Raw genomic sequence first — 16,510 nt, forward strand, 5'->3', positions numbered from 1 at the left:
ATAGATAATTTATGAAAGTAAAGCTCAACGCCGCCAGTGCGGTCATGATCGGCATACTCGCCACTCAGGTTTCCCAGTCCGCGTTCGCGCGGGCCTGGGAGTCCGCCGGCGGCAAGGAAGACGAAATGGTCTTTGTATTGACCGGCGATGCGATCATCAATCGACGTCTGTCGACCATCAACAAGCCCAACATCGACAAGATGTTTGAGGTTATTCGCGGTGCCGACGCGGCTTACACCAATTTCGAAACCTTGATTCATGATTTCGATTATCCGCCGGCGCAACAGAGTGGTGGAACCTACATGGGGTCGCCAAGTTTCGTTCTGGATGAACTCGAGTGGGCTGGGTTCGATATGGTGTCGCTCGCCAATAATCACACCGGCGATTACGGCGTAGAAGGGCAGCGCAGGACCGTCAGGGCACTGTCGAAAACGGATTTGATCTATGCCGGTGTTGGTGAAAATCTCGCTCTAGCCCGTATACCAGGATATCTCGATACCAGGAAAGGGCGTGTGGCGATGATCTCTTTGTCGACCACGTTTCCCGATGCGAGTATTGCGGGTCCTCAACGCAAAGATTTGCGTGGGCGCCCGGGGTTGAATCCGCTTCGCCATTCTGTGACTTACACGGTACCGCAGGCAACGTTCGACACTCTGTCTGAATTGTCCGGAGGCCCTGTTAATGCGCAAATGGCGGCATTTCGAGGTGTACCAGAGGGCTCAGTCTATTTCGGAGGGGCATCTTATGAAGTCGGTGAAGAAATCAGTAAGATCACCAAGCCCAATGAGCGGGATATGAAAGAATTGCTGGCCAGTATCCGCGATGCAAAACAGCAGGCTGATTGGGTTGTCGTGGCGGGCCATCACCACGAGTCGCTGGAGCTTGATGATCGTGATCAGCCGGCAGCATTTTACGTTGAATTTGCCCACGCGGCGATCGACGCTGGTGCCGACGTGGTTGTCTCACACGGGCACCATATGCTGCGGGGCGTGGAAATCTATAACGGCAAACCTATCTTTTATTCCCTCGGCGATTTCATCTTTGAAAACGACCTCGTCGATATGCAGCCGGCCGACAATTACGACAAGGTGGGGCTCGATGGCGACGCATTACCAAGTGATTATTACAGTAAGCGTTCGAAAAATGACTCTGTGGGATTTCCAGCCGATCGTCGCTACTGGCAGTCTGCTGTCACTGAAGTTGTCTATTCCATGGACGGCACATTAAAGGAAGTGCGCATGCACCCCATCGCCCTTGGTTTTGGCAATAAGCGTTCTCAGCGCGGCCAGCCCTATCCAGCCCCCAAGGAAGAAGCCGATCAGATCATTGATGACCTGAAGAGAGTGAGCGAGCCTTTCGGCACGCAATTCACTTACTCAAAAGGGCTTATTACGGTAACGCCTTAGCATCAAAAACCCTCCAGGTAGTGCTGGAGGGAATCCACAAGTAGTCCGGTTCTGACACGTAAGTTGTTAGGGAACCTCTGATTAATGTTGGCGAGCTCGACGGCGCAGGTAATTAATCCGCAGTTCCTTAGATGACCGAACCGGTCTGCAGTCCTTTTAACCAAAACGACAGGATAGTCTCCCAGAGGTCAGCGCGGTGGGCGGCGATCGCGCCCACGCTTTATTTTTCTTTTACGATGGCGTTTATAATGAATACGGTATATCTCAACGGCAACTTTATGCCTGCTGATCAGGCAAAAATCTCTCCACTGGATCGTGGATTTCTCTTTGCCGATGGTGTCTATGAAGTCGTTCCAGCGGTCGGAGGGAACTTGTTTGGGCTCACAGAACATTTGCAGAGATTGGAGCGATCCATGGCGGAGCTTCATATCGATAACCCAATGCCTCGCGAGGATTGGATTGCGCTGTCCAAGGCCATGATTGCCCGCAATGGGGGAGGTGACTTATCGGTCTATATACAAGTGACTCGAGGCGCACCAACGAAACGTGAACACACATTCCCTGCACCCTCGGCGGGCGTTACGCCCACGGTGTTCGCAACGACATCACCTCTGGCTCGGTCTTCCATTTATGACATCGATGCCGCCGCTGGTGCCAATGCCATTACACGCAAGGATATTCGCTGGGAGCGATGCGACATCAAATCCGTGTCGTTGTTGCCCAATGTGCTTTTTAATCACGAAGCACGTAAAGCTGGAGCCGCAGAAGCAATTTTGTTGCGCGAAGGGCTCGTTACCGAAGGAACATCGTCGAATGTATTTGCGGTCAAATCTGGCAGGGTGCTGACGACGCCTTTAAGTCATCGAATCCTGGGCGGTATCACTCGGATTTTCGTCATGCAGATGTGTCGAGAGCTTGGCTTTGATCTTGAGGAATGCGATATCAGTGAAGAAGACCTGCGCTCTGCCAGTGAGATTTGGATCAGCAGCTCAACGAAAGATGTCTTACCGATAATCAATCTGGATGGTATGGCGGTTGGCAATGGTGAGCCAGGACCTATGTGGAGGCTGCTGGCGCAACGTTTGGTTGACTTCAAGCATCCTGCCTGACGTTTAGATTCTGTCGTGCAACGCGGGTAAAACTGAGTTGTGCGATAGCATCTACCGATTTTACGACTGAGAAGTAATCTCTAGAGGGATTTTGATACTGGTAAGGAGTGTTGTTTCTGCTTTCACAAAAACAGACTCAACAAATGGGAAAATGGCGGTGGGGTAGGGATTCGAACCCTAGGACCTGTTACAGTCAACGGTTTTCAAGACCGCCGCTTTCGACCACTCAGCCACCCCACCGGAAGATGCGCATTATACATGGGTTGTCGCTCGCGGCAACCCGCTAACCCACTAAATTACAAAGAAAAAGCCCTTTTTTTTCGGAAGGGCGAAACCGATGTGTTTCCAGGTTACTCTTGCGGCGCTTCTGCTGCGACAGCGGCGCTTTGACGCTGATGTCGTGGGTCGTTGGCAGGGCGATCGAGTTGCCGCGGATTGCGTTCAATTTGCGCTGTCTGGGTAGTGTCCAGAGGTCCGCTGGCGATGATCTCCGCAATGATCGTACGGATTTCGACGTTGGTGACCGGCTTGGGATTGATTCGAGGGTCGTTCTGCGGCCGACGATATCCTTTTAGGGGTTCACCGTCATCAGAGGCTGTTGGCGCCTCGTCCGTCGATTCATTCGCCGCAGCGGCGGCTGCCTCTTCCAGCTGAACATCGTTGGAGACCTCTTCGACAGCGGCTTTGGTGATATCGAGCAACGGCGCCGGAGCGTCAGTACGATCTTCCACCGGTGCAACCTCAGGTTCAGCGGCAGCTACCGGGGCTTCAACCACAGGAGCTGGCGTTTCAGACTGAGTAGCGTCTGTTTCGCTGGTGGTCTCGGATTCAGCGGCATTTTCAGAAGCAATCTTTTCTTCAGTGGGAGCAGGCTTAGTCGGTTCGACTTCGGCTTGCGCCTTTCTTGCTTTCGCGGCTTCAACGGCTTCAAACACGCTGTTCGATGATTCGCTGGCATTGGCCGCTCCAATGACGCCGGCCATGGTCGCCTCAGAATCGCGTACATTCGACTTGGTTTCGTTGGAAGCGCGACTGTCTTTGCGAACAGCCTCATCTTCAGTAGTGGTCAGCTGTGGATCGAAGACAAACTTCGGAGGTTTCGACTCGGACGTTGGGTTGCTGTCATCTTTGTCCGTGATATCCGTTTGCGAGTCGTTAGACGTTTCTGCTGGCGCATCACGCTTTTCCGTTTTCGCTTTAGGCGCTTCAGCAACCGTCGCATCTACCGTTTCTGGCGCGTCTTGGACGTCACTGTTGGCGACTTGCTTACCACTGTCTTCTGTGGATTGAGTGTCTTGCTCGGAATCACTGCGTCTGCCGCGTCGACGGGGTTGAGCTTTACCGCGTTTGTTGGCAGGGCGCCTGGTTGGCCGATCGCTATTGTCTTCCTGATTGCTCTCGTCCCTTGCGTCCGCGTCGTTGTTATCAACTTTCGACTCGGCGTTTTGGCTTTGTTTTGGTTTGCGGGTCCGACGAGAGTCTTTGCGGCGGTTTTGCTTGCCGCGTTCGGAGTAGTTGTCCTGAGAGTCATCGGTACTATTTTCGTCCGCGTTCTCGCGATTGTTGGCTCTGGCTTGCCGATTGTCACCGCCGCTGTCTTTGCGTCGATTACGATTGGCATTGTTGCGACGAGGGCGAGAATCCGCTGACTTGTTGGCGGGCTCCTCAACGGGCTCAATGACGGCGTCCTCAACCTTTTTACGGGCTTCTGGATCGCCGAAGATGGCGTTGATGGTGCGCGTCCACAGGCTCTGCGGTTTATTGGCTGCGTCCTGGCTCGTTTGCGTGGGTGCAGGAGCCGGTACCATTTCGCCAGGCTGCAATTGTTGCACCGCCGGTTGAGGCAATGGTCCTGAGGGTGCCTCTTTGGTGTCGGTCTCCAGTGCTTCTTCTGGCGGAGTGATAATTTTGTAGCTGGACTCGGTCGTTATAACTTCATCGTCGCGCAGGCGCTGCACTTCAAAGTGCGGGGTATCCATGTGTTCATTGGGAAGAATGACCACTTTGGCATCATTGCGCTGTTCGATGTCAGAAATCGCCTTACGCTTTTCGTTGAGAAGATAGGTTGCCACAGAGACAGGAGTAATCGCCCGAATTTCGGCGCTGCGCTCTTTTTGAGCCTCTTCTTCGACCAGACGTAAGATCGACAGGGCGATGGACTTGGTGCCGCGAATGGTGCCCTGGCCGTTACAGCGTGGACAGATTTTGGACGTGGTTTCACCGAGGGAAGGGCGCAGACGCTGACGGGACATTTCGAGAAGCCCGAAGCGTGAGATGCGACCGACTTGGACCCGTGCACGGTCCATAGACAGTGCGTCTTTCATGCGGCTTTCAACTTCGCGCTGATTGCGAACCGGCTGCATGTCGATAAAGTCGATTACAACCAGGCCGCCCATATCCCGCAGACGCAATTGCCGTGCGATTTCGTCGGCGGCTTCTAGATTGGTTTTCAGTGCGGTTTCTTCGATGTCACCGCCCTTGGTGGCTCGAGCCGAGTTGATGTCGATGGACACCAAGGCTTCGGTCACATCGATCACGATCGAGCCGCCGGAAGGTAATTTGACTTCCCGTTCGAATGCCGTCTGAATTTGGCTTTCAATCTGGTAACGGTTGAACAGCGGAGTATCTTCTTCGTAGAGCTTAACTTTGGTTTTGCTGCCCGGCATCATTTGAGTGATCAGAGCATGCACCAGGTCGTAAGACTCTTTTTTATCGACAATGATTTCGCCCACGTCCAGACGCAGGTAGTCGCGAATGGCGCGGTAGAGGACGTTACTTTCCTGGAACAAAAACTTGGGCGCGGAATAAGTCTCGGAGGCCGTTTCAATGGATGACCACAATTTCAGCAGGTTATCCAAGTCCCATTGCAGCTCTTCAGCGCTGCGACCCACACCGGCTGTCCGCACGATAACACCCATGCCAGAGGGGACTTCAATGTTATTGAGCGCTTCTTTGAGCTCGGTGCGATCATCGCCATCAATTCGACGGGAGATGCCGCCAGCACGAGGGTTGTTGGGCATCAGTACAAGGTAGCGTCCAGCCAGACTGATAAAGGTTGTCAGTGCAGCACCTTTGTTGCCACGTTCTTCCTTATCAACCTGGACAACCACTTCGGCGCCTTCTTTGACGACGTCTTTGATTTTGACGCGGCCATCAATTTCAGAAGGGGATTTGGAGAAGTATTGACGAGAGATTTCCTTGAGAGGCAAAAATCCGTGGCGCTCCGCGCCGAAGTCGACAAACGCCGCTTCCAGACTGGGTTCAACCCGCGTAATTTTGCCTTTATAGATATTGGCTTTCTTTTGTTCCCGTGTACGGCTTTCGATATCCAGATCGTATAGCCATTGGCCATCGACCAGTGCCACGCGCAGCTCTTCAGGCTGGGTAGCGTTAATAAGCATTCTTTTCATTGTTTTCCTGTAAACATACATGTCACAGGTGGCACTTGGCATAAACGTCGAAGTAGACGAAAGTTAACGGGTTTCTTCAGTGTGCGTAGTTCAACGCCCGGCGTTGTAACGCTGTCTGAGTAACGGGAATACTGCAGGTTGTCAGGCTGGAGCCTGCCGTCATCGGTACTGCCGAATCGGGCGAGTGGACACCGTTGCTCATGAAGTTCCGAAACTGGGTTTGTTGAAAACCAATCGGACAAACATTGCTAAAATCGGTTTCGAAGGGTCTAACCCATTCGATTGTTCAATAATCTTTTGGACTATTGATCCGATTAATCGGCGACAAGTCGAATGATCAGGCTTGCCATACGATCCTTAATTTTCGTCTTTTCTATACTTTATAACCCGCGCCATCTGTGGGGTTATCATCGAAACCTGTACGTCGGAGTTAACTTACGCAGTGCTGGTTTGTGACCTGGCAGGTGCGAAAGTGAACACGCTTTTAACGAACAGGTTTTACGTAAACTCTTTCTTCTTCCAACTGTTTCAAATCTTTTACTGACCAGTCGTTTCGAGGTTAACCTTACGTTGTCTTTGCCTCGACGCTAGGATTCGGTAATTCAATCCCGTTTCTGGTACTATTCTTTCATCGTGTCTGAGGAGGCAATACGTCAATCTTTTCGTATCAATCGTCGGTTAAGAGGTAGGTGGTGACTAAGCAGCCACCGATATGGCCTCGTAAATTATACGATTGTGCCGTACCAGACTTTGGGGAATATAGCAATTATCTTCCCTAGCATCAATCAATTAGCGGAAATGTGGCATTTTTGTGGTTAGTTTTTTAAACATCGCCGTGTCTTTCTCTGGAGGATGGGGTTTTGACTGAACCACAGCCATATTCATCGGTACAAATGGTGACCATTTCCGACGACCGGGCTGGTCAGAGAATAGACAATTATCTGCTGGCTCATTTCCGCAATGTCCCCAAATCTGTGGTCTACCGAATCCTGAGAAAGGGAGAGGTCAGGGTCAATAAGGGGCGGGTCAAACCTGAGTACCGGTTGCAGTCAGGGGACAATGTTCGAATTCCGCCCATCTACCGAGAGCCAGAAAAAGCACCGGTTCGCGTCAATGATCAGTTTCTTGCCGAGCTGGAGGCGTCGATACTGTTCGAAGATGACCAGATGCTGGTGATCAATAAGCCCTCTGGTATTGCCGTGCATGGTGGCAGTGGCATCCGGGTTGGCTTGATCGAAGCGATACGTCAAATGCGCCCTCAGGAAAAATCCTTGGAGCTGGTCCATAGGTTAGACAGAGAGACGTCTGGCTGTGTGATGATTGCCAAAAAGCGCAGTATGCTGCGCTTTCTGCATCAGGCGCTGCGTGAGGGCAAAGTCGACAAGCGCTATCTGGCCCTGGCTGTGGGGCGTTGGAATCGCAATTGTATCGAAGTGAATGCGCCTCTTCGGAAGAACGAGCTGAGCAGCGGTGAGCGTGTTGTCAGGGTATCCGCCGATGGCAAGCCATCAGTCACGCGTTTTGAAGTGTTAGAGTATTTCCCTTTGGCAACACTCGTTGAGGCCTCCCCAATAACTGGGCGTACACACCAGATTCGAGTTCATGCTCAATGCGTCGGGCATCCGTTGGTGGGCGACGAAAAATATACGAACAATGATGATTTACAGGCATTAAGAGCACTGGGTTTTAAGCGGCTCTTTTTGCATGCGGTTAAATTAACCTTTCCCCATCCCGATCAGGCCGGCGGATGTGTCGTTGAGGCGCCCTTGGACGAGTCGTTAACGGGATTGTTGGAGCGCTGGAGAAAAGACGACTTGTGACCTTGTTTGTAACTGAAAAAGTCTTCGAAAAAAAGCTGTATATCTTCGACTGGGACGGCACTCTGTGTGATTCGACCGGTTATATCGTCGCCACATTACAGTCTGCGGCACGCCAACTGGCGTTTTCGCCTCTGACGGATGCGGCTGCGCTCAACATCATTGGGCTGGGTTTGCCCGAGGCCGTTGACCAGTTGTATCCCGGTATTTCAGCGGACGACAATGAGCGTTTAAGGTTGGCGTATCGCGATGAGTTTTTTCGCCCTGGGCGAGAGCAGGCGGCGTTGTTTCCGGGGGCAAAACGCCTTCTTGAGAGCATTCTTTCGAGGGGTGCTTTATCTGCGGTCGCAACCGGTAAAAGTCGCCATGGGTTGACCGATATGTTAGCCCGGCACGCGCTGGACGAACATTTCATCACGACCCGCTGTGCGGATGAAACCGCCAGTAAACCCAATCCTCTCATGCTAGAGGAAATTCTGGCTCACCTTGAGATGACGCCGGACCAAGCGGTGATGATTGGCGATACTGAGTACGATATGGATATGGCCGTGCAGGCGGGAATGGATTGCATCGCCGTGGATTTTGGTGCCCACAGTCTTGAACGGCTGCTCAAATATAAGCCGATTGCCGCGATTACATCGTTGAATGAATTGATCGGCTAGCCGACGATGTACGCACCGCTACTCGTTATTGAGTAAACGGTGCGGGCCGTGTTTAAAACAGGTCTACTTGATGAGCCTGTTCTTCTGCGTTGCCAATGTAATTGGCCGGTGTCATTTCTCTCAGACGCTGCTTGGCGTCTTCGGGAATTTCCAGTGTTTCAATAAACGCTTTAAGCGTTTCTGCAGTGATGGCTTGGCCTCGGGTCAGCGCTTTTAGCTTTTCATAGGGCTCTTCGATATTGTAACGGCGCATCACTGTCTGGATGGGTTCTGCCAGAACTTCCCAGCTGTCGTTCAAATCCTGCGCGATTCGGGCCGCGTTAATTTCCAGCTTACCGATCCCTTTTAGCGTGGACTCGTAGGCAATAGACGCATAACCAAAGCCAACCCCCATATTCCGTAGAACGGTAGAGTCGGTTAGATCCCGTTGCCAGCGAGAAACTGGCAGTTTGCTGCTGAGATGGCCGAACACGGCATTGGCAATCCCAAGGTTCCCCTCGGAATTTTCGAAGTCGATAGGGTTGACTTTATGGGGCATGGTTGAAGAGCCAACCTCTCCGGCAACGGTTTTCTGTTTGAAGTAACCGAGGGAGATATAACCCCAAATGTCCCGGTTAAAATCAATCAGAATCGTGTTGAAGCGGCTGATGGCGTCAAACAGTTCTGCCATATAGTCGTGGGGTTCGATCTGTGTTGTTTTTGGGTTCCAAACTAACCCCAGTGACGTGACAAATTGTTTAGACAGGTTCGGCCAGTCGATATTAGGGTAGGCGGATAGGTGGGCATTGTAGTTGCCGACCGCACCGTTCATTTTGCCCAACAGATCGACGCCGACGATTGCTGCGCGTTGGCGCTGCATGCGGGCGACGACGTTGACCATCTCTTTACCGACGGTTGTTGGCGAGGCGGTCTGGCCGTGGGTGCGCGACAGCATGGGAACGTCTGCGTAGGTTTTCGCGAGGTCAGTGATGGCCGCAATAATCCGGTCGATCTGTGGCAATAAGACGTTTTGGCGGCCTTCGTTCAACATCAATCCGTGGGAGAGGTTATTGATATCTTCTGAGGTGCAGGCAAAGTGTACAAATTCTGAGACAGCACTCAGTTCACTGTTGTCGCCGAACTGCTCTTTTATAAAATACTCGACGGCTTTTACATCGTGATTGGTGGTGCGTTCGATTTCTTTTACCCGCTCTGCCTGAGGCAGGCCAAACGAGGTTAGGATGCCATCCAGGAGCTGGTTGGTTGCGTCAGTGAAGGCGGGAACTTCGATGATATCGGGGCTTGCAGCCAACAATTGTAACCAGCGAATTTCTACGGTTACGCGGCTTTTTATCAATCCGAACTCACTAAAGATGCTGCGATAGTCATCGGTTTTACTGCCGTAGCGACCATCAATGGGGGATACCGCGGTCAGGGAGGTTAATTCCATGGTGTCTGCCTTTTGGTTCAAGGTGTTATCGACCCGCACGTCACTGTTTTGCTTTACAAGGGCAACCGATTGCTGTGCAGGTGTTCAGTCTTACGCTTTCGTTGGCGTTTTACAGTGTCCGCCGCAGGTTTACAGCGGACGCGATTTTATTTCTCGAAGTAAGTCATCGGCCAGTTGTGCCGTTTTCTTACGTGCAAAGATGACCTGAAAGCGATTGCCGCCAACCTGGCGCCACAGTGTCGCCGAACGTATCCCGGCCATCAGAAGGGTGCGAACCATATTGGCAATGCGCGCTTGTTGCAAATAGGCAAAATCGCCGGATACCTGGATCCGAAATCGGAAGGTGCTGATGGTGTCGCTGTAAATGTCTGCCAAGCCCGCAAGAACATTCTCGTGGGTCACACCAAAGTGTTTCGATTGCTCGGCGCTTTGATTGATGCGTTTGCCGATGACTTCGAGCATATCTCTGCGCGTCAGCAGCTTTTTCTGTAGATGCAACATTCCGAGCACATAACGCAGGGAATCCGGGTGTTCGCGCGATTGACGATGTTGCAGCAAATCGTTCATTACCTGCAAGCCCAGTTCGACATGTGCAATGTCATCGCCGTAGACATCCAAAACAGAATCTGGGTTTTGCTTAAAGAGACTGCTAACCGATGCCTCTAGGAAGGTGGAGGGGACGTATCCGGTTTTGGCCAGCTGTTCAACCAGTGCTGCTGCTTGGAATACACCGGCGAGGGCGAGGGTGGTATCGCGAGGAGAGCGGCTCAAGACTGGGGCTCCATTTGTGTGAAATAAACGTAACGATGACAGGCCATTGGCTAGTTCTCATCGGTACTGTTGATCACCGCGCCACCCAAACAGCATTCGCCATCGTAGAATACCGCGGATTGTCCCGTTGCGACGGCTCGTTGCGGTTCGGCAAAGTCGACGTGCACGCTACCATCATTCTGTACGGAGACTTCACAGGCTTGGTCAGTCTGGCGGTAACGGACTTTGGCAGTGCAGTGAAAATTTTTGGCCGGCGGTTCGTTGACCCAAAAGCCTGGTTCTGTGGTCAGTCGGCGGCAATAGAGTAGAGGGTGATCTGTACCTTGCACCACCAGTAATTGATTGCTGTCCATGCGTTTCGATGCGACATACCAGGGTTTTTCCGATGCGCCTTGACGTCCGCCAATGCCCAAGCCTTGGCGTTGGCCGATCGTGTGATACATCAAGCCCTGGTGCTGACCAATAACGCGTCCTTCGGTGTCTACAATGTCGCCGGGTTGCGCGGGCAAATACTGCTGGAGAAAATCTTTAAAGCGGCGCTCGCCGATAAAGCAGATTCCCGTACTGTCTTTCTTGTTGTGGGTAACCAAATCGTGGGTCTCTGCCAACTGTCGCACTTGAGGTTTTTCCAAGTGGCCAACAGGAAACAGGGTCTTGGCGATTTCGTTGCCCCCGACCGCATGCAAAAAGTAACTTTGATCTTTTTGGGGATCGAGTCCGCGCAGGAGTTCTCCTCGCCCATCGACAACTCGGTTGCGCACATAGTGACCGGTTGCGATCAAATCTGCCCCGAGCATTTCAGCATAGTCAATGAAGACTTTGAATTTGATTTCTCGATTACAGAGGATATCTGGGTTGGGTGTGCGGCCGGACTGATATTCCTGGAGGAAATGATCAAACACATTGTCCCAGTATTCGGCGGCAAAATTAGCGGTATGCAGTGGTATGCCCAGTTTTTGGCAGACAGCTTCTGCGTCGGCCAGGTCTTCCCGCGCAGTGCAGTACTCTGTGCCGTCGTCTTCCTCCCAGTTCTTCATGAACAACCCTTCGACCTGATAGCCTTCTTGCAAAAGTAGCAGGGCAGAGACAGAGGAGTCGACGCCGCCTGACATGCCGACGATGACGCGGGTATTGGCTTTGTTGTCGTCGATATGGCTTTTGCTCATTGGGTCTGGGCGGACTGGTTGAAGGACGGTTTGATCATAGTACCTTATGAGGGCCACCGATTCTGTGGTGCAGGGAGCAGGGCGCGGTATTCTACCTGTGCTCGTAGAGCAGGTCCAACGGATAGACGGTGGCGTGTTGATGGTCCTGCACTGCTTTTAACACCAGGGGACTGCGTAAGTCTGCCTGTCGGGCCTGGATGTCACTTGCGGTGAGCCACACGATGTCGTGAATGTCGGGGTCTCGCTCAGCGTCTTCAAGAAACTCGACCGGTGACGCGATAATATTGTGGCGGATATAGGTGATGCCATTTGGCGCATGGTACACAGAGATGTTGAGAAAGCCCGTTGGTTCGATACGCCAGCGCGTTTCTTCTAGTGTTTCGCGGATAGCCGCCGCAAGAATCGATTCGCCGTTCTCAATGTGCCCCGCAGGCTGATTTAACACCAGTTTGCCGTTTTTACGTTCCTGCACGAAAAGATATTCATCTCCTTTTTGCACGATGGTCGCAACCGTGGCATGGGGGAGTTTATGGCTGGTCATGAGTTGTCCTGTCGGTAACAGTTTTGTGATTATCGCTGACGGGGTAAATGAACGTTTTCCATTCGATATTCTCCCGGCTGCAGTTGCTTGAGCTGCCAGGGGCCGATGCTGGCGCGCACCAGTCTCAGGGTTGGGAAGCCCCAAGCCGCCGTCATCCGGCGAACCATGCGGTTGCGCCCTTCGCTGACGCAGATTTCAACCCATTGCGTTGGAATAGACTCTCGGGAGCGAACGGGCGGGCAACGCTCCCACAGCCTGGGCGTAGGGATCAATGTTGCGCGGTCTGCCCGTGCGGGGCCGTCTTTCAGCGATAATCCCTTCTTAAGCAGCTGTAAATCCTTTTGATTGGGGCTGCCTTCCACTTGTACCCAGTAGGTTTTTGGCAACTTAAATCGAGGCGATGCAATTCGATGTTGCAGTTGGCCGTCGTCGGTCAGTAAGAGCAGTCCTTCCGAATCGTAGTCGAGCCGGCCAGCTGGGTAAAAACCTTTGAATTCGCCCAGGTCACGGGCGAGGGTGGTGCGCTCTTCTTTATCGGTAAACTGACTCAGTACCTGGAAGGGCTTGTTAAAAAGAATGATCTTACTCATCTGTTGGTTCTATCCTACCTCGGGTGCTCTTTGCTTCTCCACCTGTACGGAAAGCAGCTGTGGTGGTATTATCCACCGCGCTTTCAGCGCTCGGTCCATCCTCCAGGGCTCACCTCGATCTAAGAATACCCGACGATATGGAGTAATAATGTCCACGGAATCACCCAAGATTATCTATACACTTACCGATGAAGCGCCCGCCCTCGCGACCTTCTCGCTGCTTCCCATCATACAAGCATTTGCCGAAAAAGCCGGAGTTACTGTAGAAACTCGCGACATTTCGCTTGCCGGCAGGATCCTGGCAAATGTTTCTGAATTTTTGCCCGAAGACAAGCGCGCCAGTGACGATTTGGCGGAGCTGGGCAAATTGGCGGAGACGCCAACAGCCAATATTATCAAATTACCTAACATCAGTGCGTCAATGCCGCAGTTGAACGCGGCCATCAAAGAGTTGCAGGCCAAAGGCTATCCGATTCCTGATTATCCATCGTCGCCTACAACGGACGAAGAAAAGAAAATCAAAGCTGCGTACGACCAGGTTAAAGGCAGTGCAGTAAACCCGGTTTTGCGAGAAGGTAACTCCGATCGCCGTGCAGCGGCGGCGGTAAAAGCCTTTGCTCAAAAGAATCCTCATCGTATGGGCAAGTGGACGTCCGACTCTAAAAGTCGTGTGGCTCACATGTCTGATGGAGACTTTTACAGTTCAGAAAAATCTGTAACTTTGGCATCGGATGACACGCTTTCCATCAAATTTGTTGGTGCTGACGGGACAGAAACGGTTTTAAAAGACAAGGTTCCTGTGTTGGCTGGTGAAGTTGCCGATGCAGCGGTCATGAGTGCAGCGGCCATCAATGAGTTTTACGCCAAGAGCATTGAAGAAGCGAAAGCCGAAGGCGTTCTTTTTTCTCTGCACCTTAAAGCGACCATGATGAAGGTTTCCGACCCCATCATGTTTGGTTTTGCGGTAAAGCAATTTTATAAGCCGGTGTTTGATAAATTCGGTGATGCGCTTTCCGCCATTGGCGTTGATGTAAACAATGGGCTTGGCGACCTTTATGCCAAACTGGACAAGCTTGAGCCAGCGCAGCAAGAAGAGATCAAAGCGACGATCGACGCCTGTTATCAGGATCGTCCACCAATGGCCATGGTGAACTCAGATAAAGGTATCACCAATCTGCACGTTCCCAGCGATATTATTGTCGATGCCTCTATGCCGGCAATGATTCGTGATTCCGGTAAAATGTGGGGCCCTGATGGTGCTCTGCACGATACGATGGCGGTCATTCCAGATCGCTGCTATGCCGGTGTTTATCAAGCGGTTATCGATGACTGTATTAAGAATGGCGCCTACGACCCGAGTACCATGGGAAGTGTGCCAAACGTTGGTCTGATGGCCAAAAAGGCTGAGGAATACGGATCCCACGATAAAACCTTCCAGGCGCCCGCTGAAGGCAAGGTTCTTGTCGTCGCCAGCGTTGGTGAAACTCTGTTGGAGCAGCCTGTCGGGGCAGGGGATATTTTCCGCGTCTGTACAGTGAAAGACGAGCCGATTCGCGATTGGGTCAAGCTGGCCGTCACCCGCGCTCGTGCAACGGGCTCTCCTGCGGTTTTCTGGCTGGATGCAAACCGCGCCCACGACGCGCAATTGATTGAAAAAGTTGAAGCCTATCTTAAAGATCACGATACAAGTGGTCTGGAAATCCTGATTAAGAGTCCGGTTGAGGCGACACTTTATTCAATCGAGCGAATTCGTCGTGGTGAAGACACCATTTCGGTCACGGGAAATGTTTTGCGCGACTATCTGACAGATCTTTTCCCAATTCTTGAGCTGGGAACCAGCGCCAAGATGCTGTCGATTGTTCCGTTGATGAACGGTGGTGGGTTGTTTGAAACAGGCGCCGGTGGCTCTGCACCCAAGCATGTGCAGCAGTTTGTTGAAGAAAATCATCTGCGTTGGGATTCACTCGGTGAATTCTTGGCGATCTCGGAGTCCTTCGCGCATTTAGGTAATACTTTTGGTATCGAAAAAGCCAAAGTGCTAGCTGAGACTCTGGATCAAGCTAACGGCAAGTTCTTGGATGAAGGTAAATCGCCGTCTCGCAAGGTCAATGAGCTGGATAATCGCGGCAGTCATTTCTACTTGGCGATGTATTGGGCAGAAGCTCTTGCGGCCCAGGATAAGGATGCTGAACTGAAGGCAACTTTTGCGCCTTTGGCGGAAACCTTAGTGAGTCAGGAAGAGGCTATCGTTAAGGAGTTGGTTGACTGCCAAGGTACGTCTGTTGATATTGCTGGTTATTACCGCCCTGACGAAAACCTGGCCTCTCAGGCCATGCGTCCTAGCAAAATCCTCAACGATGCGTTAGCGGCACTGTAATCCATTCGCCCCGATGTGTTCTGCATCGGGGCAATTTCCTGCAAGCCAGGTATTGAAAAGCCCAATTATCTCCCCAACATAGTAACGACGCGCAGACGAATTCGCTTCAAGCTGTCGCACTCGAGAACTGTGGTTCCGCTTGATATCAGATAAGGGTTTGTAGGGAGAGCCTACAAAACTTACCTAAAAGCCACGTTGTGTTATGCGTTGGGCCGTTGGTTAAACGGCCTGGAGTTTTCGCTGGGGGCTGGGTGGAGCTTCATCTGCTTCAATCGTTGGTGCGGGCTCTGGTGACCCGGTCCCGTTTGATTGCGCGATGGTGATGTCGGTGGCGTGTAGCCCCTTATCGCCTTCGACAATGCTGAATGAAACCAGTTGACCCGCTTTTAGGGTCTTGTAGCCATCCATTTGGATTGAAGAGTAGTGGGCAAAAAGGTCGCCTTCGCCATTATCTGGAAGGATGAAGCCGTAGCCTTTTGCATTATTGAACCACTTAACGGTACCCGTTGGCATGGTTGATATCCTCGAGCCGCTGCTGAACAGCGAATGTCTTTATTATCGTTGTTTATTACCGGCCAGCAGTTTAATAATGGCTTACCAGTGCCTTTGCTCTTATAGTTAATGATTGCATTGGGAAGCAATTGCTGATATCGGTATACTTACTTGAAGCGTTTCCGTTATAGCGAAGTTAATTTTTCAAGTCAATCGCAAAGCCTTCTTTTCATGAGGGTAGATTGATCAAATTTTAAACGTCTCGGTGAGTTGCATCACGGTGAAGTGTGGAAGTATGGAAAAATTGATCAAACCTGGCCTAATATTTAGCATGGGTGATCAAAATAATGATGACCAGTCCGGCGATAGCGGGCTGGCTGTGCAAGAGTCTCGTCCCCAGCTGAAAAAGCCACCGATGTATAAAGTGGTACTTATTAACGACGATTACACTCCAATGGAGTTTGTCGTAGAGACGCTAGAGATTTTTTTCGATATGAATCGGGAAAAAGCGACACAAATAATGTTGACTGTACACACCAAAGGAAAAGCGGTCTGCGGCGTCTATACCCGAGATATCGCTGAGACCAAGGCGGCCCAGGTTAACGAGTATGCCCGTCAAAACGAGCATCCGTTACTCTGCGAAATTGAGGCCGTTGATGACGCGGAGGAGTAGCGACGGTGCCCACCCCGTTTATGTATTTTGTGTATTTGTTCCAAATTTGAATCAGCAACTGTTCCGC

General features: G+C 51.7%; 13 protein-coding genes and 1 tRNA gene. 6 read left to right on the top strand and 8 right to left on the bottom strand.

The annotated features are described in order from the left end of the window. Nucleotides 1–11: 11 nt before the first annotated feature. The gene (locus ACXAFR_RS20640) at nt 12–1,406 is read left to right on the top strand and encodes a CapA family protein (RefSeq protein ID WP_475180434.1); all 1,395 of its coding nucleotides are present in this window, start codon (nt 12–14) and stop codon (nt 1,404–1,406) included. Between the two features lie 248 nt (nt 1,407–1,654). After that, entirely contained in the window at nt 1,655–2,515 is an 861-nt protein-coding gene (locus tag ACXAFR_RS20645; protein ID WP_475180436.1) for a D-amino acid aminotransferase, read from the top strand. 152 nt (nt 2,516–2,667) lie between these two features. Here the strand turns inward: ACXAFR_RS20645 and ACXAFR_RS20650 are convergent. Together ACXAFR_RS20650 and rne are read right to left on the bottom strand one after the other, a co-directional pair. Next, nucleotides 2,668–2,755: transfer RNA gene (locus tag ACXAFR_RS20650), tRNA-Ser, on the bottom strand. A gap of 110 nt (nt 2,756–2,865) precedes the next feature. Further along, entirely contained in the window at nt 2,866–5,925 is a 3,060-nt protein-coding gene (gene rne / locus ACXAFR_RS20655) for a ribonuclease E (protein WP_475180439.1), read from the bottom strand. An 893-nt stretch (nt 5,926–6,818) separates the two neighbouring features. On the opposite strand from rne, the gene rluC reads away from it, so the two are divergent. Continuing rightward, nucleotides 6,819–7,745 carry a 23S rRNA pseudouridine(955/2504/2580) synthase RluC gene (gene rluC / locus ACXAFR_RS20660; protein WP_475180642.1) on the top strand — a complete coding sequence of 309 codons (927 nt, stop codon included), beginning with the start codon at nt 6,819–6,821 and terminating at the stop codon, nt 7,743–7,745. Then, nucleotides 7,742–8,404: an HAD-IA family hydrolase gene (locus ACXAFR_RS20665; RefSeq protein ID WP_475180440.1), complete on the top strand. Its 663-nt coding sequence runs from the start codon at nt 7,742–7,744 to the stop codon at nt 8,402–8,404. Before rluC ends, ACXAFR_RS20665 begins: the two co-directional genes overlap by 4 nt. A 52-nt stretch (nt 8,405–8,456) precedes the next feature. Here the strand turns inward: ACXAFR_RS20665 and purB are convergent, their stop codons facing one another. The 5 genes from purB to ACXAFR_RS20690 all read right to left on the bottom strand — a co-directional run bounded on the left by purB (nt 8,457) and on the right by ACXAFR_RS20690 (nt 12,901). Next, entirely contained in the window at nt 8,457–9,833 is a 1,377-nt protein-coding gene (gene purB, locus ACXAFR_RS20670) for an adenylosuccinate lyase (RefSeq protein ID WP_475180442.1), read from the bottom strand. A gap of 129 nt (nt 9,834–9,962) precedes the next feature. Beyond that, complete coding sequence (gene hflD / locus ACXAFR_RS20675; RefSeq protein WP_475180444.1) at nt 9,963–10,604, bottom strand: high frequency lysogenization protein HflD; 642 nt, start codon at nt 10,602–10,604, stop codon at nt 9,963–9,965. Between the two features lie 50 nt (nt 10,605–10,654). Further along, the gene (mnmA, locus tag ACXAFR_RS20680) at nt 10,655–11,770 is read right to left on the bottom strand and encodes a tRNA 2-thiouridine(34) synthase MnmA (protein WP_475180448.1); all 1,116 of its coding nucleotides are present in this window, start codon (nt 11,768–11,770) and stop codon (nt 10,655–10,657) included. Between the two features lie 91 nt (nt 11,771–11,861). Next, a complete protein-coding gene (locus tag ACXAFR_RS20685) occupies nt 11,862–12,311 on the bottom strand; it encodes an NUDIX hydrolase (protein WP_475180449.1) in 450 nt (149 codons plus the stop codon). 29 nt (nt 12,312–12,340) lie between these two features. Then, on the bottom strand, nt 12,341–12,901 hold the full coding sequence (locus ACXAFR_RS20690; protein WP_475180451.1) for a pseudouridine synthase: 561 nt from the start codon (nt 12,899–12,901) through the stop codon (nt 12,341–12,343). Nucleotides 12,902–13,049: 148 nt separating this feature from the next. Here ACXAFR_RS20690 and ACXAFR_RS20695 point away from each other — a divergent pair, with 148 nt between their 5' ends. After that, nucleotides 13,050–15,278 (top strand): NADP-dependent isocitrate dehydrogenase, encoded by a 2,229-nt coding sequence (locus tag ACXAFR_RS20695; protein ID WP_475180453.1) that lies wholly within the window; start codon nt 13,050–13,052, stop codon nt 15,276–15,278. 219 nt (nt 15,279–15,497) lie between these two features. Here the strand turns inward: ACXAFR_RS20695 and cspD are convergent, their stop codons facing one another. Next, nucleotides 15,498–15,791, bottom strand: a complete 294-nt coding sequence (cspD, locus tag ACXAFR_RS20700) for a cold shock domain-containing protein CspD (protein WP_475180454.1) — start codon at nt 15,789–15,791, stop codon at nt 15,498–15,500. 310 nt (nt 15,792–16,101) lie between these two features. Here cspD and clpS point away from each other — a divergent pair, with 310 nt between their 5' ends. Further along, complete coding sequence (gene clpS, locus ACXAFR_RS20705; RefSeq protein WP_475180644.1) at nt 16,102–16,443, top strand: ATP-dependent Clp protease adapter ClpS; 342 nt, start codon at nt 16,102–16,104, stop codon at nt 16,441–16,443. Nucleotides 16,444–16,510: the final 67 nt, after the last annotated feature.

Source organism: Pseudomaricurvus sp. ABR4_320, from assembly GCF_056159445.1.